At 60.7% G+C, this 24,644-nt stretch carries 23 protein-coding genes; 16 read left to right on the top strand and 7 right to left on the bottom strand.

The genetic code is table 11. The features are described from left to right. Positions 1-147 precede the first annotated feature (147 nt). The 12 genes from J2045_RS07165 to glpK all read left to right on the top strand — a co-directional run bounded on the left by J2045_RS07165 (position 148) and on the right by glpK (position 13,035). Positions 148-942 (top strand): ABC transporter ATP-binding protein, encoded by a 795-nt coding sequence (locus J2045_RS07165; RefSeq protein ID WP_307370992.1) that lies wholly within the window; start codon positions 148-150, stop codon positions 940-942. A gap of 20 nt (positions 943-962) precedes the next feature. Further along, positions 963-1,919, top strand: a complete 957-nt coding sequence (locus J2045_RS07160; protein WP_307370989.1) for an ABC transporter substrate-binding protein — start codon at positions 963-965, stop codon at positions 1,917-1,919. A 57-nt stretch (positions 1,920-1,976) separates the two neighbouring features. Then, positions 1,977-2,987 carry a FecCD family ABC transporter permease gene (locus J2045_RS07155; protein WP_307370986.1) on the top strand — a complete coding sequence of 337 codons (1,011 nt, stop codon included), beginning with the start codon at positions 1,977-1,979 and terminating at the stop codon, positions 2,985-2,987. Positions 2,988-3,059: 72 nt separating this feature from the next. Next, positions 3,060-3,848 carry a DeoR/GlpR family DNA-binding transcription regulator gene (locus tag J2045_RS07150; protein WP_307370984.1) on the top strand — a complete coding sequence of 263 codons (789 nt, stop codon included), beginning with the start codon at positions 3,060-3,062 and terminating at the stop codon, positions 3,846-3,848. Positions 3,849-3,939: 91 nt separating this feature from the next. Then, a complete protein-coding gene (gene glpD / locus J2045_RS07145; RefSeq protein WP_307370982.1) occupies positions 3,940-5,451 on the top strand; it encodes a glycerol-3-phosphate dehydrogenase in 1,512 nt (503 codons plus the stop codon). A gap of 51 nt (positions 5,452-5,502) precedes the next feature. Further along, positions 5,503-6,582 (top strand): ABC transporter ATP-binding protein, encoded by a 1,080-nt coding sequence (locus J2045_RS07140; protein ID WP_307370980.1) that lies wholly within the window; start codon positions 5,503-5,505, stop codon positions 6,580-6,582. An 11-nt stretch (positions 6,583-6,593) separates the two neighbouring features. Continuing rightward, the gene (locus J2045_RS07135; protein WP_307370978.1) at positions 6,594-7,664 is read left to right on the top strand and encodes an ABC transporter ATP-binding protein; all 1,071 of its coding nucleotides are present in this window, start codon (positions 6,594-6,596) and stop codon (positions 7,662-7,664) included. Positions 7,665-7,666: 2 nt separating this feature from the next. Further along, positions 7,667-8,533 (top strand): carbohydrate ABC transporter permease, encoded by an 867-nt coding sequence (locus J2045_RS07130; protein ID WP_166600187.1) that lies wholly within the window; start codon positions 7,667-7,669, stop codon positions 8,531-8,533. An 11-nt stretch (positions 8,534-8,544) separates the two neighbouring features. After that, entirely contained in the window at positions 8,545-9,363 is an 819-nt protein-coding gene (locus J2045_RS07125) for a carbohydrate ABC transporter permease (protein ID WP_307370975.1), read from the top strand. A gap of 10 nt (positions 9,364-9,373) precedes the next feature. Continuing rightward, a complete protein-coding gene (locus J2045_RS07120; RefSeq protein ID WP_307370971.1) occupies positions 9,374-9,655 on the top strand; it encodes a DUF2160 domain-containing protein in 282 nt (93 codons plus the stop codon). 84 nt (positions 9,656-9,739) lie between these two features. Further along, the gene (locus J2045_RS07115) at positions 9,740-11,461 is read left to right on the top strand and encodes an ABC transporter substrate-binding protein (protein WP_166600184.1); all 1,722 of its coding nucleotides are present in this window, start codon (positions 9,740-9,742) and stop codon (positions 11,459-11,461) included. Positions 11,462-11,541: 80 nt separating this feature from the next. After that, positions 11,542-13,035: a glycerol kinase GlpK gene (gene glpK / locus J2045_RS07110; RefSeq protein WP_307370967.1), complete on the top strand. Its 1,494-nt coding sequence runs from the start codon at positions 11,542-11,544 to the stop codon at positions 13,033-13,035. A 1-nt stretch (position 13,036) separates the two neighbouring features. On the opposite strand, the gene J2045_RS07105 is transcribed toward glpK, so the two are convergent. The 5 genes from J2045_RS07105 to J2045_RS07085 are packed head-to-tail and all read right to left on the bottom strand — an operon-like array spanning position 13,037 to position 17,396. Then, entirely contained in the window at positions 13,037-14,656 is a 1,620-nt protein-coding gene (locus J2045_RS07105; protein ID WP_307370965.1) for a cisplatin damage response ATP-dependent DNA ligase, read from the bottom strand. Between the two features lies 1 nt (position 14,657). After that, the gene (locus tag J2045_RS07100) at positions 14,658-15,671 is read right to left on the bottom strand and encodes a ligase-associated DNA damage response exonuclease (protein WP_307370963.1); all 1,014 of its coding nucleotides are present in this window, start codon (positions 15,669-15,671) and stop codon (positions 14,658-14,660) included. A 39-nt stretch (positions 15,672-15,710) separates the two neighbouring features. Continuing rightward, entirely contained in the window at positions 15,711-16,112 is a 402-nt protein-coding gene (locus J2045_RS07095; protein WP_166600181.1) for a DUF2177 family protein, read from the bottom strand. Positions 16,113-16,152: 40 nt separating this feature from the next. Beyond that, positions 16,153-16,830: a ChrR family anti-sigma-E factor gene (locus J2045_RS07090; protein WP_307370960.1), complete on the bottom strand. Its 678-nt coding sequence runs from the start codon at positions 16,828-16,830 to the stop codon at positions 16,153-16,155. Next, complete coding sequence (locus tag J2045_RS07085) at positions 16,827-17,396, bottom strand: sigma-70 family RNA polymerase sigma factor (RefSeq protein WP_166600269.1); 570 nt, start codon at positions 17,394-17,396, stop codon at positions 16,827-16,829. The genes J2045_RS07090 and J2045_RS07085 overlap by 4 nt, the downstream gene beginning before the upstream one ends. Before the next feature lie 242 nt (positions 17,397-17,638). On the opposite strand from J2045_RS07085, the gene J2045_RS07080 reads away from it, so the two are divergent. From J2045_RS07080 to J2045_RS07070, 3 genes are read left to right on the top strand one after another with little or no spacing between them, the layout of a single operon-like run. Continuing rightward, positions 17,639-18,997, top strand: coding sequence for an NAD(P)/FAD-dependent oxidoreductase (locus J2045_RS07080; protein WP_307370956.1), 1,359 nt, complete (start codon positions 17,639-17,641; stop codon positions 18,995-18,997). Then, positions 18,994-19,788, top strand: a complete 795-nt coding sequence (locus J2045_RS07075; protein WP_307370953.1) for a DUF1365 domain-containing protein — start codon at positions 18,994-18,996, stop codon at positions 19,786-19,788. Before J2045_RS07080 ends, J2045_RS07075 begins: the two co-directional genes overlap by 4 nt. Further along, on the top strand, positions 19,785-21,002 hold the full coding sequence (locus tag J2045_RS07070) for an SAM-dependent methyltransferase (RefSeq protein ID WP_307370951.1): 1,218 nt from the start codon (positions 19,785-19,787) through the stop codon (positions 21,000-21,002). Before J2045_RS07075 ends, J2045_RS07070 begins: the two co-directional genes overlap by 4 nt. A 135-nt stretch (positions 21,003-21,137) precedes the next feature. On the opposite strand, the gene J2045_RS07065 is transcribed toward J2045_RS07070, so the two are convergent. Further along, complete coding sequence (locus tag J2045_RS07065; RefSeq protein WP_307370949.1) at positions 21,138-21,893, bottom strand: SDR family NAD(P)-dependent oxidoreductase; 756 nt, start codon at positions 21,891-21,893, stop codon at positions 21,138-21,140. A 52-nt stretch (positions 21,894-21,945) separates the two neighbouring features. After that, positions 21,946-23,370: a phosphomannomutase gene (locus J2045_RS07060; protein WP_307370947.1), complete on the bottom strand. Its 1,425-nt coding sequence runs from the start codon at positions 23,368-23,370 to the stop codon at positions 21,946-21,948. Between the two features lie 608 nt (positions 23,371-23,978). Between J2045_RS07060 and J2045_RS07055 the strand changes: the two genes are divergently transcribed. Beyond that, positions 23,979-24,602, top strand: a complete 624-nt coding sequence (locus J2045_RS07055) for a ribonuclease D (protein ID WP_307370945.1) — start codon at positions 23,979-23,981, stop codon at positions 24,600-24,602. The last annotated feature ends 42 nt before the right edge of the window (positions 24,603-24,644 follow it).

Below are 24,644 nucleotides of genomic sequence, written 5' to 3'. Positions count from 1 at the left end.
CGCGCCGATCACATGCCATTTTACCTCCGGAGAAATCCTGCGGAGGACGGGCATGCATTTCCTTCCAGATTGTGAGCCGGCAAGTCCGGCCCTTGTTCATGCCCCTGGCATGACAGCCTATGGCTCTTGCCTTTCGGAGGCTCGGCCATGAGCTGCAGCAGTAAGGGGTGCCCCATCCGCGTCACCGATATCGGCTGGGGTCCGAAACCATCACATTTCCTCGTGCGGGATGTGTCCTTCGTGCTCGACGCAGGCGACCGGCTGGCGATCGTTGGACCCAACGGGGCCGGCAAGACCACGCTTTTGCGCTGCCTGTATCGCGGCGTCGCTCCGCTCGAAGGTCGCGTCGAAGTTGACGGCCAGGATATCTGGCAGCTGAGTGCGCGCCAGGTTGCCCGCCGTGTTGCCGTCGTTCTCCAGGAAATGCCGGGAGATTTCCCTTTCACCGTTCGGGATGTGGTCATGATGGGCCGGGTTCCCTGGCGCGAGGGGCTTGCCGGCTGGAACGATCAGGACCGCGCCGAAGCCGAGCATGCCCTCGATCACCTCGACCTTTTGCGCTTGGCGAATCGGCAGTTCTCGACGCTGTCGGGCGGCGAGAAGCAACGCGTCCTCGTGGCCCGCGCACTCGCCCAGAAGCCCGAGATCCTGATCCTCGATGAGCCGACCAATCATCTCGATATCCGCCACCAGCTCGAGATCCTCGACCTGCTCGGAGCCCTGAACCTGACGATCATCACGACGCTGCACGACATCAATCTCGCAGCCGAATTCGCCACCCATGTCGCCCTGATGCAGGGCGGACGGATGAGCGCTTTTGGCGCCCCGGAAGCGGTTCTGACCGAGCAGGCTCTGTCCGGGACATTCGGCGTTCTCGCCGCCCGCCAGCAGGCGGGCGGCCTCCGCCATCATCACTTTTCCTTCTCTCTTGCTTTGAACTGATTTTGAAAGGATCCGCCCCTATGGCTTCCCGTCTTCTACTGTCCGCCACGCTTTTTGCTTCGGTCTTCGTCGCCTCATCCGCCTTTGCCTATCCGGTGACTGTCAAGAGCTGCAATCGTGACGTCACCTTCGACGCCGCACCCGCTCGCGCGATTTCGAACGACGTCAATCTGACCGAGATGATGCTGGCCCTTAAACTGCAGGACCGCATGGTCGGCTACACCGGCATTTCCGGCTGGAAGACGCTGGATGAGGGCCTGCGCGAAGGCGTGAAGGAATTGCCGGAGCTTTCGCCGAAATATCCGACCAAGGAAGTGCTGCTGAACGCCGATGCGGACTTCTACTTCGCCGGCTGGAACTACGGCATGAAGGTTGGCGGCGAGGTGACGCCCGAGACGCTGGAGCCCCTCGGCATCAAGGTCTACGAACTCACCGAATCCTGCATTCACATCATGAACAAGAACAAGCCGACCATGGACGACATGTTCGTGGACCTGGTCAACCTCGGCAAGATCTTTGGCGTCGAGGATCGTGCCGACGCGCTGGTTGCCGGCTACCGCAAGCAGCTTGACGAGATCACCACGCGAATCGGTGGCGTCGCAAAGCCCGTGCGCGTTTTCGTCTATGATTCCGGCACGGAGAAGCCCTTCACCTCCGGGCGTTTCGGCATCCCAACGGCGATGATCGAGGCGGCTGGTGGCGTCAACATCATGGACGACGTTGAAAAGAGCTGGACGGAAGTCTCCTGGGAGCCGGTGATCGAGCGAAACCCGGAAGTCATCGTCATCGTCAACTACGGCGATGTGACCGCCGAGCAGAAGATCGCCTTCATGAAGGAAAACCCGGCCTTCAAGAACCTGGATGCGGTCAAGCAGGATCGTTTCGTCGTGCTCGAATATGTCGAGGCAACACCAGGCCCGCGTAACGTCCAGGCGATCGATCGCCTCGCGAACGCCTTCCACCCGCGCAACATGTAATGCGCCTGAGGCGGGGCCGCTTTGCAGCCCCGCCCGGCAGGAGATACACAAGGCAGCATGATGCAGGGTCGATTGTTTTTCTGGGCGGGGCTGGCTTTTGTCCTGCTGGCCCTATGTGTGACGGCTGGCGTGTCCTTAGGCTCTGCCGCCATTCCGGCGGAGACCGTCTGGTCGATCCTCATCAACAAACTCGCGCCCGGCACCTTCGAGCCGACCTGGTCGGCAGGGCGCGAAAGCATCGTCTGGGACGTTCGCTTCCCGCGCGTCATCCTCGCCGGCCTCGTCGGCGCCGGATTGGCAACGGTCGGTGCCGTCCTGCAATCCGTGACACGCAATCCGCTGGCCGATCCTCATCTGCTCGGGGTCTCCTCCGGTGGCGCTTTGGGCGCGATCATCGCGCTCCTCCACACCGGGCTGATCTTCGGCCTGGTCACCGTCCCGCTCTTCGCCTTCGGCGGCTCGCTGCTTGCGACGCTTGCCGTTGTCGCCGTGACCCGTTTCACCGGCGCCGGCGCCGATCGCCTTGTCCTCTCGGGTGTGGCGATTGCCTTCGTCGCTACGTCTCTCGGGAATCTCGCCATCTTCCTTGGCGATCCGAGAGCGGCCCATACGGTGGTCTTCTGGATGCTGGGCGGCTTCGGCCTCGCCCAGTGGTCGCAGCTCATCTATCCCGCGATCGTGCTCGCCGCCTGTCTTGTCTTCCTCGTTGTGCGGGCGCGGGAAATCAACGCCATGGCCATGGGCGACGAAACGGCTGCGACCCTCGGCGTACCGGTCGCCCGCTTCCGCGCCGAACTCTTCGTTGTCACGGCGCTGCTGACAGGCGTCATGGTTGCCTTCTCGGGCGCCATCGGCTTCGTGGGCCTGCTCGTGCCCCATTTCATCCGCCTGACGGCAGGCAGCGACAACATCCGCGTCATTCCGCTTTCCGCGCTCGCGGGAGCCGTCATCCTCATTCTCGCGGACATCGTCTCGCGCACGATCATGGCGCCAGAGGATATGCCGATCGGCGTCATCACCGGGCTTGCCGGTGGCCTCGCCTTCATTCTGCTGCTTCGGCGTCGTTAGTTTCAAAGTGGGCTATTGCCCCTGTTTCGTTTTGGCCTAGACTGAAGAAAAACGAAAAGAGGGAGGGGCGCTATGATGTTTTCGGCACGACAGGCGGAGATCATGGCTCTGGCCAAGGAGCAGGGCCGCGTTCTGGTGGATGAACTCGCGGCACGGTTTGCCGTCACGCCTCAGACAATCCGCAAGGATTTGAACGACCTGTGTGATGCCCGGGCGCTCAACCGCATTCACGGCGGAGCCGTTTTCCCAAGCGGAAATGAAAACGTCAAATACGAAGCGCGCCGTTCCATGGCCGCAACCGAGAAACAGGCGATAGGCCGCGCCGCGGCCGACCTGATACCCGACAATTCCTCACTCTTCATCAACATCGGCACCACGACGGAAGCGGTCGGTGACGCATTGGTCGACCATAAGGAATTGATGGTCATTACCAATAACATCAATGTTGCCAATCACTTGCGAGTTTTCCCCTCAATTGAGGTGGTGATCGCCGGCGGCGTGGTACGCGGCTCGGATGGCGGTATCGTCGGCGAGGCGGCCGTGGACTTCATCCGCCAGTTCAAGGTGGATTTCGCCGTTATCGGCGTTTCGGCCATTGATGAAGATGGTGCACTGCTTGATTTCGATTTCCGCGAAGTGAAAGTCGCCCAGGCGATCATCGCCAATGCGCGCCACGTCATTCTGGTGTCCGACGCCTCGAAATTCGAGCGCACGGCGCCGGTCCGGATCGGCCATATCTCGCAGGTTCAGACCTTTATCACCGACAACTGTCCCTCTGACAGCATTCGCGCCATCTGCGCGGAGCAGGACGTCCGCATCATCGAAACCGCTCCGGAGAGCGATCACATATCTGCAGAATAAGTTTCGTTTGACATTCGTTTAAATTTCGAAAAATATATTCATGCTTTCGCAATGGCAGCAAATGCTGCAGGTGCGAACATGTGGAGGGATAATGTCGGGGCAGCCAATCTACGATCTGTTTGTGATCGGCGGCGGGATCAATGGATGCGGGATCGCGCGCGACGCGGCCGGCCGTGGTTACTCCGTTGCCCTGGCTGAAATGAACGACTTCGCCTCCGGTACTTCGTCGGGCGCCACCAAGCTGATCCATGGTGGCCTGCGCTATCTTGAGCATTACGAATTCCGCCTGGTGCGCGAAGCTCTGATGGAGCGCGAGGTCCTCTGGGCCATGGCGCCGCACGTCATCTGGCCGCTGCGTTTCGTGCTGCCGTTCCAGAAGGGCGGCATTCGCCCGGCCTGGCTCATCCGCCTCGGCCTCTTCCTTTATGATAATCTCGGTGGCCGAAAGCTGTTGCCGGCGACGAAGACCCTCGACCTGCGCCGCGATCCCGCCGGCAAGCCGTTGAAGCCGGTCTTCTCCAAGGCCTTCGAATATTCCGACGGCTGGGTCGATGACGCTCGCATGGTCGTGCTCAATGCCCGCGACGCGCAGATCCGTGGCGCAAACATCTTGAGCCGCGCCCGCGTTGTGTCCGCCCATCGCGAAGACGGCTATTGGCTTGTGACGACGAAATCACAGCGTGATGGCTCAGTCGTGACGCACAAGGCCCGCATGCTGGTCAATGCCGCCGGCCCCTGGGTTGATCAAGTGCTGGCCGGCGCCTTTGGCCGCAACAACGTACACAATGTCCGCCTGGTCCAGGGTAGCCATATCATCGTCCGCAAGAAGTTCACGGATCCGCGTGCCTACTTCTTCCAGAACCCCGATAACCGCATCATCTTCGCCATCCCCTATGAAGGCGAATTCACGCTGATCGGCACGACCGACCGTGACTACACCGAAGATCCGAAGGATGTGCGCATCAGCCCCGAAGAGGTGAACTACCTCTGCGACGCGGCCAGCGAATACTTCCAGGAACCGGTGCGCCCGGATGATATCGTCTGGAGCTATTCCGCCGTCCGCCCGCTTTTCGATGACGGCGCTTCGAAAGCACAGGAAGCGACGCGCGATTACGTGCTAAAGGTTGAGGGAACGGCGGGCGATGCCCCCTTGCTCAACGTCTTCGGTGGCAAGCTCACCACCTATCGGCGCCTCGCCGAACATGCGCTGGAAAAGATCGGCGAATCGATTGGCGAAAAGGGTACGCCCTGGACCGCAGGCAGCCGCCTGCCGGGTGGCGACTTTGCGGCGACCGCCTTCGAGGTGACGGTTGCGGATCTACTGAAGGCCTATCCCTTCCTGGAGCGTGGACATGCAGAGCGCCTGATCCGCTGCTACGGCACGGATTCGAAATCGATCCTGGGCAAGGCCCGGTCGAATGCCGATCTCGGCCGCCGCTTCGGCGGCACGCTTTACGAAGCTGAAGTTCGCTGGCTGGTCGAGCAGGAATGGGCGGTCACAGCCGAAGACGTGCTGTGGCGCCGAACGAAACAGGGTCTGTTCCTGACGCCAGAGGAGGCGAAGGGGCTGGATGCCTATCTGGGGATGTTGGCGGCGGCCTGATCGCCTATCCCACTGAAAAAGACCGACGGTTTGGAGGAGGCCTGAGGACATATGTTGGAACTGCGTAAAGTCTCGAAAATGGTGGGAGGTGAATATCACATTCACCCGACCGACCTGACGCTGCAGCGGGGTACGCTCAACGTCCTGCTCGGCCCCACGCTTTCGGGAAAGACAACCCTGATGCGCCTGATGGCGGGCCTTGAGAAACCGACATCCGGAACCGTCCATTTCGACGGGCAGGATGTGACGGGCATGCCTGTCCAGAAGCGCAGCGTCGCCATGGTCTACCAGCAGTTCATCAATTATCCGGCGCTGACGGTCTATGAAAACATCGCCTCGCCGATGCGTGTCGCGGGCAAGGATGCGGCGACCATCGATCGCGAGGTGCGCAAGGCAGCAGATCTCCTGCGCCTGACGCCATATCTCAACCGCACGCCGCTTAACCTTTCAGGGGGCCAGCAGCAGCGCACCGCACTGGCGCGCGCGATCGTCAAGAAGGCCAACCTCGTCCTCCTCGACGAACCGCTTGCCAATCTCGATTACAAGCTGCGCGAAGAACTGCGCGAGGAACTGCCGAAGATCTTCGCCGAGTCCGGCGCGATTTTCGTCTATGCCACGACCGAGCCATCCGAGGCTCTGCTGCTCGGCGGCAACACGGCGACGCTCTCCGAAGGCCGCATCACCCAGTTCGGCGAGACAATCAATGTCTACCGTCGCCCGTCGGATCTCCTGACGGCCCGGACCTTCGCCGATCCGCCGCTCAACACAATCGCGCTCGTCAAAAAGGGCGCAAGCTTCGAGCTGAACGGCCAGCCGGTCCTCGGCATGCCGGCCCATCTCTCATCCATTGCGGATGGTCCAGTGACCGTGGCCTTTCACCCGCACCACCTGTCGCTTACTGCCCTGCCTGGCGCCATGGCCATGCGCTCACGCACCCTCGTCTCGGAAATCGCCGGCTCCGAGAGCTTCATCCACGTCGAATATGGAAGTGCCCGCTGGGTTTGCCTGGCGCATGGCATCCACGACATTGATCCCGACCGCGAGATCGACGTCTTCATCGACACCCGTCACCTGATGGCGTTTGGCGCCGACGGCAAGGCGCTTGGCGCCCCCGCCGAACTGGCTGCGTGAGGAGGAACGTCATGGCACGCATCAACCTCGACCATATCCGCCACGCGTACACCCCGGCCGCCCGCGCAGCCGGCGATTACGCCCTGAAGGAAGTCCATCACGAATGGGACGATGGCGGCGCCTATGCGCTGCTCGGTCCCTCAGGCTGCGGCAAGACCACGCTGCTCAACATCATCTCGGGCCTGATCCATCCCTCGGATGGCCGGATCGAATTCGACGGCGTTGACGTCACCAACCTGCCGACGGCTGCCCGCAACATCGCCCAGGTCTTCCAGTTCCCGGTCGTCTACGACACCATGAGCGTCTACGACAACCTGGCCTTCCCCTTGCGCAATCGGAATGTCCCGGACGATCAGGTCCACAAGCGGGTCAACGAGATCCTCGACATGATCGACTTGCAGCCCATGGCCCGTAAGCAGGCGCAGGGCCTGACGGCGGACCAGAAGCAGAAGATCTCGCTCGGTCGCGGTCTCGTGCGCTCGGATGTCAACGCGATCCTCTTCGACGAGCCGCTGACGGTGATCGACCCGCATATGAAGTGGGTGCTTCGCTCGCAGTTGAAGCGCCTGCATCGCCAGTCCGGCTTCACCATGGTCTACGTCACTCATGACCAGACCGAAGCGCTCACTTTCGCCGATAAGGTCGTCGTCATGTATGACGGCCAGATCGTCCAGATTGGAACGCCTGCCGAACTTTTCGAGCGCCCCAGCCACACCTTTGTCGGTTACTTCATCGGCTCTCCGGGCATGAATGTCATGCCCGTGAAGGTGAGTGGCGCAACCGCCATCGTTGGCGATCAGACGGTAAACCTGCCGGGCACGCCCAAACTTTCAGGCCAGGGCAAGATCGAACTCGGCATCCGCCCCGAATTCCTGCGTATCGGACGCGAAGGCTTGCCCGTGACCGTCGCCAAGATTGAGGACATCGGCCGTCAGAAGATCGTGCGCGCACAGTTTGCCGGCAATCCGCTGTCGATCGTCATCCCAGAGGATTCGGAAATCCCCGCAGATCCCAAGGTCACCTTCGTGTCCGACGGCATGGGCATCTTCGCCGATAGCTGGCGTGTGGAAATGGAGGGCTGATCATGGAAAAGACCTGGAACAACAAGGCCTGGTTCATGGTCATCCCGGTGCTGGTGCTCGTGGCGTTTTCCGCCGTGATCCCGCTGATGACGGTCGTCAACTATTCGGTCCAGGATACCTTCGGCAACAACCAGTTCTTCTGGGCCGGCACCGACTGGTTCACCGATATCCTGACATCGGAGCGCTTCTGGGATGCGCTCGGGCGTAACCTGATCTTCTCCATGATCATTCTGGCGATCCAGGTGCCGCTTGGCATCTTCATCGCGCTCAACATGCCGAAAAAGGGATTGGGTGTACCGGTCTGCCTTGTCCTGATGGCGCTGCCCTTGCTCATTCCGTGGAATGTCGTCGGCACCATCTGGCAGGTATTCGGTCGCGTTGACATCGGTCTGCTCGGCTACTCGCTGAACGCCCTGGGCTTCGACTACAACTACACGCAGAACCCGATCCATGCCTGGGTGACGATCATCGTCATGGATGTCTGGCACTGGACGAGCCTCGTCGTGCTGCTCTGCTATGCCGGTCTCGTCTCGATCCCGGATGCCTACTATCAGGCAGCCAAGATCGACGGCGCATCGCGCTGGTCCGTGTTCCGCTTCATTCAGCTGCCGAAGATGAAGCGCGTGCTTCTGATCGCCGTCCTGCTGCGCTTCATGGACAGTTTCATGATCTATACCGAGCCCTTCGTCCTGACCGGCGGCGGCCCCGGCAATTCGACCACCTTCCTGTCGATCGACCTCGTCAAGATGGCGGTTGGCCAGTTCGACCTCGGTCCGGCGGCGGCCATGTCGATCATCTACTTCCTGATCATCCTGGCGCTGTCCTGGGTTTTCTACACCGTCATGACCAACAGTGACGCGAAGGGCTGAGGGAGATACCGATGAAAAGCACTGATGACCGCACCCGCTTCGGCTTACTGGTTCCGACCATCTACATCATCTTCCTTCTGCTGCCGATCTATTGGCTCGTGAACATGAGCTTCAAGACGAATGCGGAGATCACCGGCGCCTTCTCGCTCTGGCCCGTTGACCCGACACTTGCCAATTACGCGGTGATCTTCACCGATCCGTCGTGGTACAAGGGCTACATCAACTCGATCATCTATGTGTGCATGAACACGGTGATCGCAGTCGCTGTCGCCCTGCCGGCAGCCTATGCCTTCTCACGGTATCGCTTCCTTGGTGACAAGCATCTGTTCTTCTGGCTGCTGACCAACCGCATGGCGCCGCCGGCCGTCTTCGCGCTGCCCTTCTTCCAGCTGTACTCCGCCTTTGGCCTCATCGACACGCATATTGCCGTTGCGATTGCGCACTGCCTGTTCAACGTGCCGCTGGCTGTCTGGATCCTGGAAGGCTTCATGTCGGGCGTACCGAAGGAGATCGACGAGACGGCCTATATCGACGGCTATTCCTTCCCGAAGTTCTTCGTGAAGATCTTCATGCCGCTGATCGCATCCGGCATCGGTGTCGCCGCCTTCTTCTGCTTCATGTTCTCCTGGGTCGAGCTGCTGATTGCCCGGACCCTGACGACAACGGATGCAAAACCGATCGCGGCCATCATGACGCGTACCGTTTCTGCCTCCGGCATGGACTGGGGCGTGCTGGCAGCTGCCGGTGTTCTCACCATCATACCGGGCGCACTCGTGATCTATTTCGTCCGCAACTACATTGCCAAGGGCTTTGCCCTGGGCCGCGTCTGAGGAGGTTCCAATGGACTTTACATGGATGGCCTGGACAATACCGACCACGACATTCTTCCTCGTGATCTTTGGCCTGATCCTGTCGATGGCGGTCTGGGAATACCTGTCGCCGGGCGGCAATCCGCGCACCGGCATCCTGCGCTTCGAGACGACCCGCGGCGACCGTCTCTTCGTGTCGCTGCTCGGATCGGCTTTCATCAATCTCGCTTGGCTCGGTCTCGTTGGACCGAACCTGTGGTGGGCTCTGGCCCTGTCCGTGGTCTACGCCATCGGCGTTTTCCGCTTCGTCTAGGGCAAGACAAGATGGATGGCGGCGGGAGGTCGCCATCCTCGAGACTGAAAAACTGAATGCAATCGCAACCTTAGGGAGGACATAATGCGAAAGCACCTTTTGACGACGACGGCTGCCATGCTTCTGGCCATGACGGGCGTCGCCTTCGCCGATATGGAAGCGGCGAAGAAATTCCTGGACGCTGAGATCGGCGACATGTCGGCACTGGATCGTGCCACGCAGGAAGCCGAAATGCAGTGGTTTGTTGACGCCGCCAAGCCCTTCTCCGGCATGGAAATCAAGGTCGTCTCCGAAACCATCACCACGCATGAATACGAATCCAAGGTGCTTGCACCGGCCTTCGAAGCCATCACCGGCATCAAGATCACCCACGACCTGATCGGTGAAGGTGACGTGGTCGAAAAGCTGCAGACCCAGATGCAGTCGGGCGAGAATATCTACGACGCCTATATCAACGACTCTGACCTGATCGGCACCCACTGGCGCTATCAGCAGGTTCGCAACCTGACCGACTGGATGGCGAACGAAGGCAAGGACGTCACCAGCCCGACCCTCGACATCGATGACTTCATCGGCAAGTCGTTCACGACCGCTCCGGATGGCAAGCTCTACCAGCTGCCGACCCAGCAGTTCGCCAACCTCTACTTCTTCCGCTACGACTGGTTCAACGACGAAAAGAACAAGACCGACTTCAAGGCGAAGTACGGCTACGATCTCGGCGTACCGGTCAACTGGTCGGCTTACGAGGACATCGCCGAATTCTTCACCGGTCGCGAAATCGACGGCAAGAAGGTCTTCGGCCACATGGACTACGGCAAGAAGGACCCGTCGCTCGGCTGGCGCTTCACCGATGCCTGGCTCTCCATGGCTGGCAACGGCGACAAGGGCATTCCGAACGGCAACCCGGTTGACGAATGGGGCATCAAGGTCGACGAAAACTCCCGGCCGGTCGGCTCCTGCGTCGCCCGTGGCGGTGACACCAACGGCCCTGCTTCCGTCTATGCCATCGAGAAGTATCTCGAATGGCTGAAGAAGTACGCCCCTCCGGCTGCCCAGGGCATGACCTTCTCCGAATCCGGTCCGGTGCCGTCGCAGGGTGAAATCGCCCAGCAGATGTTCACCTACACCGCCTTCACGGCCGACTTCGTCAAGGAAGGCCTGCCGGTCGTCAACGCGGACGGCACGCCGAAGTGGCGTTTCGCTCCGAGCCCGCATGGCGTCTACTGGAAGGACGGCATGAAGCTCGGCTATCAGGACGCCGGTTCCTGGACGCTGATGAAGTCCACCCCGGAAGACCGTGCAAAGGCCGCCTGGCTCTACGCACAGTTCGTCACCTCGAAGACTGTTGATGTGAAGAAGAGCCATGTCGGCCTGACCTTCATCCGTCAGTCGACCCTCGACCACCAGTCCTTCACTGATCGTGCTCCGAAGCTCGGCGGGTTGGTCGAATTCTACCGCTCGCCGGCTCGCCTGCAGTGGTCGCCGACCGGCACCAACGTTCCTGACTATCCGAAGCTGGCTCAGCTCTGGTGGCAGGCAATCGGTGACGCCTCTTCGGGCGCAAAGACTGCCCAGGAAGCCATGGACTCGCTCTGCGCCGAGCAGGAAAAGGTCCTTGAGCGTCTCGAACGCGCTGGCGTTCAGGGCGACATCGGTCCGAAGCTTGCCGAGGAAAAGACCCTCGAAGAGTGGAATGCCGATGCCGTTGCCAAGGGCAATCTCGCTCCGCAGCTGAAGATCGCCGAAGAAAAAGAAAAGCCGATCACCGTCAACTACGACGAACTGGTCAAGAGCTGGCAGAAGTGATCCCGATCAATCCCTGATCGTTGACAACCGCCGGGGCGAAATCTACGCCCCGGCTTCTTCAATTAAGGAGTTTGCGCCTGATGAGCGGTTACATTCTGGCCATCGACCAAGGAACGACCTCGACCCGCTCGATGATCTTCGATCACGAGATGCATATCGTCGGCGTCGCCCAGCAGGAGTTCACCCAGCATTTCCCGGATTCCGGCTGGGTCGAGCATGATGCGGACGAGATCTGGCAGAGTGTGCTGGCGACCATCGAAAAGGCGCTCGCGGCCGCCAGGATCAAGATCGGCGATGTCACCGCAATCGGTATCACCAACCAGCGCGAAACCGTCGTCGTCTGGGACCGCGCCACGGGCAAGCCCGCCCATCGCGCGATCGTCTGGCAGGACCGCCGCACCGCGCGCTTCTGCGATGAGCTGAAGCACAAGGGCCTGGAGCCGCTTTTCACCGAAAAGACCGGTCTTCTGCTCGATCCCTATTTTTCCGGAACCAAGCTGTCCTGGCTCCTGAAGAATGTCGACGGCCTGAAGGCGCGCGCCGAAAAGGGCGAGATCTGCTTCGGCACGGTCGATAGCTGGCTCATCTACAAGCTGACCGGCGGCAAGGTCCATGCGACCGACGCAACCAATGCTTCGCGCACCCTGATCTATGACATCGGCGCCAACCGCTTCGACGATGAGCTTCTGTCCATCCTTGAGATCCCACGCGCCATGCTGCCGGAGGTCAAGGACTGCGCCGATGATTTCGGCATTACGGATGCGTCCGTGCTCGGCGCCGCAATCCCGATCCTCGGGGTCGCCGGCGACCAGCAGGCCGCCGTCATCGGCAATGCCTGCTTCGAGCCCGGCATGATGAAGTCGACTTACGGCACGGGCTGCTTCGCGCTCCTGAACACCGGCCGAGATCGCGTCGCCTCGTCGAACCGCCTGCTCACCACCATCGCCTATCGCCTGAATGGCGAGACAACTTACGCCCTGGAAGGCTCGATCTTCATCGCTGGCGCGGCCGTCCAGTGGCTGCGCGACCAGATGGGCTTCGTGAAGGTCGCTTCAGAAACCGATGCGCTGGCCAGCAAGGCCGATCCGCATCAGCGGGTCTATCTCGTGCCTGCTTTCACAGGCCTTGGCGCGCCCCATTGGGATGCCGATGCCCGGGGCGCCATCTTCGGCCTGACGCGTGGCACGGGCCCGGCCGAATTCGCCCGCGCCGTGCTCGAAAGCGTCGCCTACCAGACCCACGATCTTCTGGAGGCGATGAAGAAGGATTGGAACGGCAGCGCCTCGAAGACCGTGCTCCGCGTCGACGGTGGCATGGTCGCCTCCGACTGGACGATGCAGCGGCTTGCCGACATCCTCGCCGCCCCGGTCGATCGTCCCGTGGTTCTCGAAACCACCGTCCTCGGTGCCGCCTGGCTCGCCGGCTCCCGCGCCGGTCTCTGGCCCGACCAGAAGGGCTTTGCCGCGACCTGGCGGCGTGATCGCCGTTTCGAGCCCGGCATGGCTGCAAGTGAGCGCGAGGCAGCGATTGCCGGCTGGCAGGACAGCGTCTCCCGCTGCCTGACCACCCGCTAAACTATTTGTCGATCAGCGAGACCAGCGTCTCCAGCCGGTCGGCATCCTTCGGAAGCTTGTCCTGGCGCAGACGCGCGATGCGGGGAAACCGCATCGCGACCCCTGACTTGTGTCGGGTCGAGCGCGCCAGTCCCTCGAAAGCCACTTCCACGACAAACCCGTGTTCCGGCTCGGCCCTGAGCGCCCGCACAGGGCCGAAGCGATCGACCGTATTGTTGCGCACGAAGCGGTCGAGAACCTCGAGCTCCTCGTCGGTGAAGCCAAAATAGGCCTTGCCGACGGGCACCAGGACATCGCCTTCGCCGGGGATCGCCGTCCAGACCCCGAAGGTGAAATCCGAATAGTAGCTGGACCGTTTGCCATGCCCGCGCTGCGCATACATCAGCACGGCATCGGCATTCATCGGGTCCCGTTTCCACTTGAACCATGGCCCCTTGGCACGTCCCGCCTGATAGTTGCTGTCCAGGCGCTTCAGCATCACCCCTTCGATCACAGGATCAGGTGGGGTGGCACGCAGTTGCTCCAGTTCCTCCCAGGTCGAAAAGGAGACGAGCGGCGAAAGATCGAAACGCCGTGGCTCCTGACGCTCCACAAGCGCACCCAGCCGTTCGCGCCGAGCGAGGAAGGTTTCGGGCCGCACGTCGACATCGCCATCGAACAGGATGTCATAGGCGCGCATGAAGACCGGATAGTCCTCCAGCATCTTGGCCGTGACCGTCTTGCGATTGAGCCGCTGCTGGAGATCCGAAAAGGTGCGCGTCGGTGCATTGCTGCGCGATGTCCCGCCGACGAGCAGTTCGCCGTCGATCACGCCCTCGAACTGCGCTGCCTCGATGATGTCAGGAAACGCCCCCGAGATATCGTCGCCGGAGCGCGAATAGAGCCGGCTCTTCCCGCCGGAGCAGGAGAGCTGCACGCGAATACCATCCCATTTCCATTCGGCAGCAAAATCCTTGGGATTCAGATTGGAGAGATCCCTGTCCTCGATCGGCGACGAAAGCATGACGGAATGGAAGATCGCCGGCGTCGACAAGACAGGCTTTTCGATCCGATCCTCCAGCCAGGCGAAGAGTTCGGTATAGGGTGGCTTCAGCCCATGCCAGAGGCTCTCGATGTCAACGACATCCTTGTCGCCGTAGAGCGCCAGCGCCTGCTTGGTGAGGCGCGCCGAGACGCCAATCCGGAGGCCTCCGGTCACGAGCTTGATGAGCGCGAACCGCTCGGATGTGTCGAGCCTGTCGAGGAGATCGCGCATGACGGAGCGCGTCTCGTTGCGCCCCAGACGCTGCAGGCGCTCTACGATCTTTGACAGGCTTTCGAGATCCTGCTCGTCCTCGGCCTCCAGCGCCTGCGGCTCCCAGACGAGCGAGATGGTCTCGGCGAGGTCACCCACATAGTCATAGGAATACTGGAACAGGATCGGATCCATCCGCTCCAGCACCAATTCTTTCAGCAGCGCAGGTTTCACGCCCTTGATGTCGAGACCGTCGGTGAGCGCGGCCAGTGCATAGCCGCGATCGGGATCGGGCGTGGCGCGAAAATAGTCTGTCAGTAGCGTCAGCTTGCCGTTGCGGCTGGGTGTCAGGACCAGGCGGTCGAGGAGGCGGGCAAAGGCCTTCATCTCAGTCCCCCTCGTCTTCATAGCCGACAAGGTGCAGCGGTCGCGCCTTGATGCCTGAAAGTTCGCACCAGCGCACCAGGGCCTCTTCGCGCCCGTGGGTGACCCAGACCTCTTGAGGCCCAACCTCCCGGATCGTGTCGAGAAGTTCCGGCCAGTCGCAATGATCGGAGATGACGAGCGGCAACTCCACACCGCGCTGTTTGGCCCTTTGGCGTACCATCATCCAGCCCGAGGCGAAGATGGCGAGAGGATCCTCGAAGCGTCGTGCCCAGCGGTCATTGAAAGCAGAGGGCGGCCCAATGACCACGGCGCCCCTGAGGCTCCCCGACTTCTTGTTCTCTGCCGTCGCCGGTCGAAGCTCGCCCAGGTCCACGCCTTGCTCGCAATAGTAGTCGCAGAGCCGCGCCATGGAACCGTGAATATAGATGGGCTTGTCATAGCCGCCGCGCCTGATCAGCGAGATGACGCGCTGTGCCTTGCCCAGGGCATAGGCACCAATCAGGTGACTTCGCTCGGGAAATTGCTGAAGTGAGGTCAGCAGCTTCTGGATCTCAAGCCGCGGTTCTGGATGATGAAAGACTGGCAACCCAAATGTGGCTTCGGTGATGAAGACGTCACAAGGCACGGGTTCGAAACTGGCGCAGGTCGGATCGGCGCCGCGCTTGTAATCGCCTGAAACGACAATACGCGTTCCCTGCGCCTCGATTTCGATCTGGGCCGAGCCAAGCACATGGCCGGCCGGGTGGAAGCGAACAGCAACGCCGTTGATCCAAACGGTTTCGCCAAAGACGGCCCTTTGCGACGTGCCGCAGAAATCCTCCCCGTAACGGATCGCCATGATGTCGAGGGTCTCGCGGGTGGCAAGAACATGGCCATGGCCGGCGCGCGCATGGTCCGAATGGCCGTGGGTCACAAGAGCCCGGCCCACCGACCGCACCGGATCTACGAAAAAGTCACCCAGCGGGCAATAGAGCCCGCTGGGCGTCGGATGGAGGAGGAGGTCCGGCTTGATCATGCCGTGAACATAGGCCGTTGGCCGTACGGCTTCCAGCGCTCAGGCAGAGAGGCGGGATACAGCAATGTAACCCGCCGCACACGCTGTTGCAGAGAGAAATGCGCCCCAAGCCATGTCGACGAGGCTCACCTGCAAGGACCAGCCCTTCAGCGTTGCCAGATTGGTCATGTCATAGGTGCCGTAGGCGAGAAGGCCGAGCAGGGCGCCGTTGACGAGTGCCGTGACGAGACTGCCAGCTGAAACCGCAGGCATGACGGCGAAATAGACGAGGCCGATGACATAAAAGAGGTAAAAGATGCCAGCCGCCGCGAAGTTCGGTGTCGCGAGCAGCAAGCTGCCAATGTGCTCGCGGTAGAAGCCGATTGCGATCCGCGTCAGCCAGAAGTAATCGAGCACGAAGAAGACCAGCGCCGTCGAGAGATAGGCAATCACATAGCTCATGTGTCTTCCCCAGCGAGCCAGGCGGGTGCCCGGCCTCTAATCATATTCCGAGAACCGGCTGAACCAAGCGCACCAGCAGGCTCTTGAACTTCAGTGGCGCGTCTGTGACCGCAAGACAGATACAATCGTCGTCGGGTGTCGCCACGGGCTGGTGAGTGAGGGTCTCGTCTGCTTCCTCGATGTCGCCGCGCTTGAACACGGTCGCTCCGTCGGTAAAGGCGCCCTTCAGCACGAGAGTCAGTTCGCGGCCACCATGGGAATGCTCCGGAACCGGTTTCCCTGCCGGGATCTTCAGGAGCCGAACCTGACTTTCCTTGTCACCCGTCTTGATCGGGATATGATACGCGCCGCGTCCCAATGCTCTCCACTTCAAATCGTGGATATCACCGCCAAGATAAGAGCGCAGGGGCTCTGGCAGAATGGGAAGGTCCCTTGGCGCTGCGACCGGCTTGGCAGCGGGCGTCCGCACTGATCCCTGAGCCGCCATCTTGGCCTTCATGGCGGCCCAACTGTCCGCCGGAGAGACTTCTTTGTCGGTTACCTCGGTTGCCTCGAGGAGCTGACCACCGGTATGTTCCATGAACGAAAGCCGGTCACGGCAGGCTGGGCAGAGCGCCAGATGCGTGGCGACAGCAATGCTCCAACCTTCGGCCAGGTTCCCCGTGGCGTAGTCCAGCAGCAATTCGTCGCTGATGTGGTGTTGTACATGGAGCGTCATGCCCGCTCCTCCAGTGCTGCACGCAGCTTCGCGAAAGCGAGGCGGATACGCGATTTGACGGTACCCATCGGCAGACCGAGTTCGGCAGCGATGGTGCTATGGGACGCTTCTCTGTAGAATGACATTTTGAGGAGTTCGAGCTGTTCGGGTGGGAGGGTTTCCATCGCGCGACGGAGGCGGTCGGCCTCCTGACGTCCTTCGAATTCGACATCGGCAGGCGGTACGTCGTCCGGAACGAACGCCGGATCCGTGGGGTCGAAGACCGGTCGCTTTTCGCGGCGAAAGGCATCGATGCGCAGATTGCGGGCAATCGTAAAGATCCAGCTTGAGACATTGCCTCGCGATGGATCGAATTGCTCTGCCTTGTTCCAGACCGCGAGCATCGTCTCCTGCATCAGCTCTTCCGCCGCTTGCCCGTCGCGGGCAAGCTTGGCCATGTAGGAGCGCACCTTGGGCCCGTAATATTTGAAAATCGTCTCGAAGGCCTCGATATCACGATCACGCCCAACGGCGGCCAAAAGCTGCGAGAAGTTACGCTGGTCCAGATCTTCCACCGACTCGGTCATCGAAACGCTTTTTTTCCCTCGTTGGAGCGGCGCAGCGACCATGTGCCGTGCTGTCCGCCCGGGGTCATTCTGGCACGCATCTGCCGAGATGTGAATCGCGTTCATCATGGAGTGCTCTACGCCCTCACAGTCCAGGCGGATCACCGCGTGTGAATTTATTCGTCATCATCGATCCATTGCGAAATGCCTTGCGTATTCATCAGCAAATCCATTTGGTTGATATACAAGATAAAGGGCGGATAATGGACACTGGTATCACGAAGGCCGCGTTCGGCGGTAAGCGCAGGATCGCGGTCATCGGTTCGGGAATTTCCGGTCTGTCCTGTGCCTGGCTGCTGTCGAAGAGCGCGGACGTCGTACTTTACGAAACCGAAAACAGGCCCGGCGGCCATTCCAACACCGTGCTTGCGCTGGGGGCCACGAAGGATGTTCCGGTCGATACCGGCTTCATCGTTTACAACGATCGCAATTATCCCAACCTCGTCAAATTGTTTGAACATCTCGATGTTCCGACGCTCCCTTCGAACATGTCGTTCTCCGCCTCGCTCGATGCCGGGGCCTTCGAGTATTCGGGCTCCGGTCTTGGCGGCCTCCTCGGTCAGAAATCCAATATTCTGCGTCCGCGCTTCTGGCGCATGGTGAAGGATATCCTGCGCTTCTACAGGGAGGCTCCCGGCCTGCTTGACCGACGCGAACTGGAAGGCGTTTCACTTGGCGATTATCTCGCGTCTGCCGACTATGCGCCTTCCTTTGTCGAGGACCACCTTTTGCCGATGGGCGCGGCAATCTGGTCAACCACGGCATCCGAGATGCGCCTCTATCCGCTCCACGCCTTTATTCGTTTCTTCGCAAACCATGGGCTGCTTACGCTGACCGATCGCCCCAGCTGGCGCACGGTCAAGGGCGGCAGCCGCGAATATGTCGCGCGCATCCTCGCAGACTTTCAGGGTGAGGTTCGCCTGGGTACTGCCGTTACGGGTGTTCGCCGCGGCATCGCGGGCGTTGAGGTGACGGATGTTCACGGTGGTGTTGAGACGTTCGATGACGTGGTGCTTGCGACCCATGCCAACCAGAGCATCGATTTGCTTGAAGATGCCGACGGCGAAGAGCGCGACGTGCTGGAGTCCTTCCAGTACACGCCAAATCTCGCCGTGCTTCACTCAGATGAGAACCTCATGCCAAAGCGCAAGGCCGTCTGGTCCAGCTGGAACTATGTGGCTGACAAACGGGCTGATGCCACTGAGACCCTGTGCGTGACCTATTGGATGAACAAGCTCCAGTCATTGGATCCTGCGACACCGCTGTTCGTCACGCTCAATCCCTGCCGCCCGATCGATCCCGCAAAGATCATCCGGACCTTCAATTACGAGCACCCGCTCTTCGATGTGGCAGCCATCCGCGCCCAAAGACGGATATGGCAGCTTCAGGGCCGTCGCAATACGTGGTTCTGCGGCGCCTATTTCGGCAGTGGGTTCCACGAGGATGGCCTTCAGGCGGGGCTTGCCGTCGCAGAAGCGCTCGGCGGTGTCCGTCGCCCGTGGTCGGTCGAGAACGAGTCCGGGCGGATCGTGATCAGCCGTCAGCTTGAGGCGGCAGAATGATCTCTTCGTCTGCAATTTATGCCGGTCACGTACTGCATGTGCGCAGCCGGCCCAAGAAACATAGCCTGCGTTACAGTGTGTTTTCGCTCCTGGTCGACCTGGATGAAATCAGTGATCTGAATGCCGACCTTCGGCTTTTCGGCTACAACAAGGCGGCGTTCTTCTCCGTTCATGATGCCGACCACGGCAATGGTCGAACGGGAGAGCTGCGTCAGTGGGTTGAGGAGCGTCTGGCCGCTGCGGGGCTTACGGGCGGCGGTTGGACCATCCGTATGCTCTGCTATCCGCGCATCCTCGGTTATGTGTTCAATCCGCTGACCGTCTATTTCTGCTATCGCCCCGGAGGCGAACTTGCAGCCGTGCTCTATGAAGTCTGCAACACCTTCAACGAGCGTCATACCTATGTGATCCCAGTATCGGACGAAGAGAGCGGCATCCTGCGTCATCGTTGCGCCAAGGAAATGTATGTCTCTCCGTTCATGCCGATGAACTGCGAATATAGCTTCCGCATCAGCCCGCCTGCCGACGATATCGCCATCCATATCGGCGAGAGCGATCCGGAAGGCCCCATGCTGTTCGCCAGCTTCGCCGGCGAGCGGCGCCCCTTGTCGGACAGGTCCTTATTGCGCATGCTGTTAACCTATCCCTTGATGACCATGAAGGTGATGGGAGGAATTCACTGGGAAGCGCTGAGGCTCTGGTGGAAGGGCGTCCCCGTCTATCGTCACCAGCCGGCAGCAACCAGGGTTGCGTCGACGATCGTTGTGCAGAATGGGATGAAGAAGTCATGAGTCACGCTGAACAGGAAATGCACCCTGTCATAAGCTCCCTCACATTCTGGCAGCGCATGATGTGCCGCTGGGCCGACCGGATCGCCGTCGGCCGTTTGACGCTCCAGTTCGAGGGATATGGAGAGCATGTCGCGATTGGTGCAAGACCCGGCCCGAATGCTGTCTTGTGCGTTCGCAATGCGAGCCCCGTTCTGCGGATCCTGACCGGAGGCACGCTCGGCTTTGCGCAATCCGTCATCGACGGCGATCTTGATTCGCCGGATATCGGTGCGGTCCTTGAACTCGCATTGTCGAATGAAGCGCAGCTTGGGGCGGTGCTCGCGTCCTCTTCCGTCTTCAAGGGACTGGCCCGGCTTCGACACAAGCTGCGACGCAATTCCAGGAAGGGCAGCCGTCGCAACATTGCTTACCACTACGACCTTGGGAACGCCTTCTACGGTCTCTGGCTAGACCGGACGATGACCTATTCCTCGGCGCTCTATAGCACCCCCGGCATGACCTTGGCCGACGCGCAGGAGGCTAAGTATGCCCGCATTGTCGAGGAACTGCAGATCGGACCAGATGACCACGTGCTGGAAATCGGCTGTGGCTGGGGCGGCTTCGCCGAACACGCGATCCGCAAGACCGGCTGTCGGGTCACTGGCCTGACGCTTTCGACTGAGCAGGCGAAGTTTGCTCGCGAGCGGCTTGAGAAGGCCGGCCTGGCCGACCGGGCAGACATCCGCCTTGAGGACTATCGCGATTGTCGCGGCGGGTACGACAAGATCGTCTCGATCGAGATGTTCGAGGCCGTCGGCGAGGAGAATTGGCCGGTCTATTTCAAGGCGGTCCAGGAACGGCTTGCCGCCGGCGGCAAGGCTCTGATTCAGACCATCACCATTGATGAGAGCCGTTTCGACTACTATCGCCGCAGCGCTGATTTCATCCAGACCTACATCTTCCCCGGCGGCATGCTGCCTTCGGTCACGGTGTTTGAACGCGATGCGAAGGCTGCTGGCCTGCAGATCGGCGATTGTTTCCGCTTCGGTCGGGATTATGATCGGACCTTGCTAGCCTGGGACAGCGCCTTCACGGCGAATTGGCAGAAGATCGAGCCGCTCGGATTCGACCGCCGCTTTTATCGCATGTGGCGTCTTTATCTCCACTATTGCGCCGTCGGCTTCCGGTTCGGTCGCATCGACGTGGTGCAGTTCAGGCTGGATAAGCCAGCCTGAATAACAAACGCGATCTGGAACACGCCCATCAAAACTGCGTCAGCGGTTTTGCGTCCGAACTGCGTTACAACAAGGAGATAGAGCATTTCCGGTGATCCGCACTTTACCGGAAATGCTCTAGCGTTTTGGCTTCGCTCACCGATCAAGTGGGCGAAGCATCTTGCGTGTGAGAGCAAAGCGCAGGGAGTGGGGCAGGGCGTGCAACAGTCGGATCGCGACGGCCATCTTCCACGGGAAGATGATCTCGAACTTGCCCTTTGCCAGCCCTTTCGCGATCGTATCCGCCGCTTCCTCGGATGAGATGAGGAAAGGCATGGGGAAATCGTTCTTCTTGGTGAGCGGTGTGTCCACGAAGCCTGGATTGATGATGGTGAGCTTTACCCCGTGCCGCTCAAGCTCCGGATAGAGCGCCTCGCACATCACGTTGAGAGCCGCTTTCGTCGCTCCGTAGGTCGCAGCGCCCGGTAACCCCAGGTAACCGGAAACCGACGCGACGACCGCGATATGGCCGCTGCGGCGCGCAATCATGGCTGGCATCACCGTTTCCAGGCAGGATGCCGTGCCAAGCACGTTCAAATCGAACATCTGCCGGGTGCGCTCGCTGCTGAAATCCTCGGCATAGTCACGCGTATAGGATCCGGCCGCGAAAACCGCGAGATCGATCGCCCCCATTTCCCTCTCGATCGCGGCGAACACCTGCTTGACGGCGGCGGGATCGGTCACATCAAGCGGGTAGACCCCGACCTTGCCGGGGTGGTTTGCCGCGAACAATGCGAGCGCATCCGCACTTCTTGCACTCACGGCCACACGATATCCGTCATGAACCAGCCGTTCGGCGAGGGCTCGACCGATGCCGGTGCTTGATCCGGTAATCCAGGCGATCTTGGTCATGTCATCCTCTCATGTCGTGTCATGACCAATACGTCTGGTGGGGCTGTCCGGTTCAGACGACCCAGCGTTCGAGCAGCGCAAGGCCCTGTTCGAGCAGGGCCTTTGCCGCCTGCCCGTCCGCCGCCTCGACATAGAAACGCATCTCGGGTGCATTGCCGGACGGACGGAAATGGATCACCCGGTCGTCGGCCAGCGTGACCCGCAGGCCATCAATGTCACTGACTGATCGTACTGCTCCGACGGGGGCGAGAAACGCAGCGAGCTGATCGCCGGAATTGCGCAGATGCGCCATGAGCGTGGTGCTTCGCTCGTTCGCATAGTTCTCCAGTCGATCACCGAGAGCGACGGGCAGGTTGAGATCGGCGACGAGAGCCGACAGCGCAAGTCCTCTTTCGGCTGCCGTACCGAGCACGGCCAGCATCGGCAACACGCAGTCGCGTGTCGGCAGCGCCCTGATCACCTTATCCTCGATCGCGAAGTCCGAGCCGAGCATCAGTCCGCCATTGGCTTCGAAACCCAGCACTCGGTCGGCTCCTGCCGCCAACGCCTCTTCCATGGCGGCGATCACATATGGGGAACCCACGCGGGTGCGTCTGACGACGAAGTGGCCGTCCTGCTCCAGTCCGGAATTCGAGGTGACGGGTGTTGCGACAAGGTCCGCTTTCAGGAAGCGTGCGGTGACCAGGCCGAGCAGGTCACCACGCAGGGGCATGCCGTGCTCATCAGCGACCAGAGGTCTGTCGCCATCGCCATCAGTCGAAAGTACCGCATCAAGGGCCAGTTCGTCGGTCCAGCGGGCGAGTTGTGCAACGGTCTCCTGCGAGACGGCCTCGGTGTCGACCGGAATGAAATGCTCGGAGCGTCCGAGCGGAAAGACGGTCGCGCCGTACTGTTCGAAGATTTCCACGAGCATGTCTCGGGCGACCGAGCTGTGCTGGTAGATGCCGATCCGTTTCCCGGCAAGCGCGTCCACCGGAAGGACACCGAGATTTCGCTCGAGAAACAGCTTGCTGGCCTCTGCCTCGCGACGCTCGCCGCAGCCGTCCTCGACCCGGTTTGCCGCGTCATCCGATGCCAGCGCGGCGGCGAGCCGGGTGATCGCCTCCTCGTCGGTCTTGTCGATTTCGCCATCGGGTCTGTAGAACTTGATGCCGTTGCGATCGGCCGGAATGTGGGACCCGGTGACCATGATCCCGGCGGCACCGATCGATTGGCCATAGAGCGCGAGCGCCGGGGTAGGAATCGTTCCGCAATCGAACGGCACCAGATCCAGGCGTTTGATGGCAGCCATGATGGTGGAGGCGATTTCCGGGCTCGATGGACGGAAGTCGCGGGCGATGACGACAGGCGCCCCCGGTTTCAGAATGCCGCTTTCCAGCATGTGGCGTGCAAAGGCGAAGGAGTAGAGCGCTGACACAGAGCCCACCAGATCCGTCGATAGGCCTCTGAGGCCGCTCGTGCCAAATTTGACTGTCATGCCCATTCCTACAGATTTGCTTGCGCGCAGATGCGGTTATATGGGCCGGTGTCCATCGGCATCAAGCGAAACGAGGGCAGAGCTATTTATCTGGGGAGGAAATCTGCGGTGTCCGCAAATGAAAAGAGCCTGGCGCGGGAGGAGGATGCGCCAGGCTCTTAAACTTGATCGGCAATTGGGAGGAGGAGGAGTATTGCCGATCCTACCGAGCGGCACTGGGAGGAGGAGTGCGCCGCTTCGATGCTTTTGTTATATTCAAATCGCTTTGGTCTGCCAATGGCTGTTGTTGCAACGCAGCAGTGCGCAGAGCGCATAGCTACTCAAGTACCCCGAACCGCGAACCGGCGATTTTCGCCGAAAACTGCTTTCGTCTCTTTCGATTCCTGCGCTGCTTTCGAAAACGAACCTGCGTTTGCGTAGGAAATGTTCAGTTTTTCGACCTGCATAACGGACTCGCATGCGCGAATCACAAGGCTGTGACGATATTCTCCCGATTGCAGATCATCCTCTTCTTGCCTGATCTCCCTCACGGCTATTGCAGGATGGTGCCCTTGCGAGGTTTCCGCTATAGCGAGCGGTGAGCGGCAAGAGGTTTCGAGAGGCATGAGATGACGACGATTCGCTACCATCAGGGGGATATCTCGGCAGAATGCGCCGAGCGCTACGTGGGCGCGATTGCAATCGATACGGAGACGCTCGGTCTTGTCCCGCGTCGTGATCGCCTGTGTGTGGTGCAACTGTCTTCCGGCGACGGCACTGCGGATGTCATCCGGATTGCGGCAGGTCAGACCGAGGCGCCCAATCTGGTGGCCATGCTCGCCGATCCTGAGCGCGAGAAGATTTTCCACTATGGTCGTTTTGACATCGCCGTCCTGTTCCACACCTTTGGCGTGACCACCACCACTGTCTTTTGCACGAAGATCGCTTCGCGTCTGACGCGGACCTATACCGACCGCCACGGGCTGAAGGACAATCTCAAGGAGTTGCTGGAGGTCGATATCTCGAAGGCTCAACAATCCTCCGATTGGGGAGCCGAGACCCTGAGCCAGGCCCAACTCGAATATGCAGCCTCGGACGTGCTGCATTTGCATGCCCTTCGCGATCGCCTGATGCATCGCCTCGTGCGCGACGGGCGTATCGAACACGCAAAGGCCTGCTTTCAGTTCCTTCCAACGCGCGCCAAGCTGGATCTGCTCGGTTGGGAAGAGACGGACATCTTCGCACATAGCTGAGCCACCGGCTTCTTCCGGCGCCACGTGTTATCTACTTGCTCT

It is taken from the genome of Peteryoungia aggregata LMG 23059 (genome assembly GCF_030814435.1).
In the GTDB taxonomy this organism is placed as follows: domain Bacteria; phylum Pseudomonadota; class Alphaproteobacteria; order Rhizobiales; family Rhizobiaceae; genus Allorhizobium; species Allorhizobium aggregatum.
Note: the sequence above shows the minus strand (reverse complement) of the source record. Positions and strands in the feature narration are given on the sequence as shown.

What these genes read in the sequence shown, in the direction of transcription:
- J2045_RS07130 (WP_166600187.1), top strand. Translation starts at nt 7,667, where the DNA reads ATGGAAAAGACCTGGAACAACAAGGCCTGGTTCATGGTCATCCCGGTG.
- glpD (WP_307370982.1), top strand. Translation starts at nt 3,940, where the DNA reads ATGTCGGGGCAGCCAATCTACGATCTGTTTGTGATCGGCGGCGGGATC.
- J2045_RS07125 (WP_307370975.1), top strand. Translation starts at nt 8,545, where the DNA reads ATGAAAAGCACTGATGACCGCACCCGCTTCGGCTTACTGGTTCCGACC.
- glpK (WP_307370967.1), top strand. Translation starts at nt 11,542, where the DNA reads ATGAGCGGTTACATTCTGGCCATCGACCAAGGAACGACCTCGACCCGC.
- J2045_RS07055 (WP_307370945.1), top strand. Translation starts at nt 23,979, where the DNA reads ATGACGACGATTCGCTACCATCAGGGGGATATCTCGGCAGAATGCGCC.
- J2045_RS07150 (WP_307370984.1), top strand. Translation starts at nt 3,060, where the DNA reads ATGATGTTTTCGGCACGACAGGCGGAGATCATGGCTCTGGCCAAGGAG.
- J2045_RS07135 (WP_307370978.1), top strand. Translation starts at nt 6,594, where the DNA reads ATGGCACGCATCAACCTCGACCATATCCGCCACGCGTACACCCCGGCC.
- J2045_RS07085 (WP_166600269.1), bottom strand. Translation starts at nt 17,396, where the DNA reads ATGACCGAGTCGGTGGAAGATCTGGACCAGCGTAACTTCTCGCAGCTT.
- J2045_RS07160 (WP_307370989.1), top strand. Translation starts at nt 963, where the DNA reads ATGGCTTCCCGTCTTCTACTGTCCGCCACGCTTTTTGCTTCGGTCTTC.
- J2045_RS07065 (WP_307370949.1), bottom strand. Translation starts at nt 21,893, where the DNA reads ATGACCAAGATCGCCTGGATTACCGGATCAAGCACCGGCATCGGTCGA.
- J2045_RS07115 (WP_166600184.1), top strand. Translation starts at nt 9,740, where the DNA reads ATGCGAAAGCACCTTTTGACGACGACGGCTGCCATGCTTCTGGCCATG.
- J2045_RS07140 (WP_307370980.1), top strand. Translation starts at nt 5,503, where the DNA reads ATGTTGGAACTGCGTAAAGTCTCGAAAATGGTGGGAGGTGAATATCAC.
- J2045_RS07090 (WP_307370960.1), bottom strand. Translation starts at nt 16,830, where the DNA reads ATGACGCTCCATGTACAACACCACATCAGCGACGAATTGCTGCTGGAC.
- J2045_RS07105 (WP_307370965.1), bottom strand. Translation starts at nt 14,656, where the DNA reads ATGAAGGCCTTTGCCCGCCTCCTCGACCGCCTGGTCCTGACACCCAGC.
- J2045_RS07075 (WP_307370953.1), top strand. Translation starts at nt 18,994, where the DNA reads ATGATCTCTTCGTCTGCAATTTATGCCGGTCACGTACTGCATGTGCGC.
- J2045_RS07095 (WP_166600181.1), bottom strand. Translation starts at nt 16,112, where the DNA reads ATGAGCTATGTGATTGCCTATCTCTCGACGGCGCTGGTCTTCTTCGTG.
- J2045_RS07100 (WP_307370963.1), bottom strand. Translation starts at nt 15,671, where the DNA reads ATGATCAAGCCGGACCTCCTCCTCCATCCGACGCCCAGCGGGCTCTAT.
- J2045_RS07120 (WP_307370971.1), top strand. Translation starts at nt 9,374, where the DNA reads ATGGACTTTACATGGATGGCCTGGACAATACCGACCACGACATTCTTC.
- J2045_RS07155 (WP_307370986.1), top strand. Translation starts at nt 1,977, where the DNA reads ATGATGCAGGGTCGATTGTTTTTCTGGGCGGGGCTGGCTTTTGTCCTG.
- J2045_RS07080 (WP_307370956.1), top strand. Translation starts at nt 17,639, where the DNA reads ATGGACACTGGTATCACGAAGGCCGCGTTCGGCGGTAAGCGCAGGATC.
- J2045_RS07060 (WP_307370947.1), bottom strand. Translation starts at nt 23,370, where the DNA reads ATGACAGTCAAATTTGGCACGAGCGGCCTCAGAGGCCTATCGACGGAT.
- J2045_RS07070 (WP_307370951.1), top strand. Translation starts at nt 19,785, where the DNA reads ATGAGTCACGCTGAACAGGAAATGCACCCTGTCATAAGCTCCCTCACA.
- J2045_RS07165 (WP_307370992.1), top strand. Translation starts at nt 148, where the DNA reads ATGAGCTGCAGCAGTAAGGGGTGCCCCATCCGCGTCACCGATATCGGC.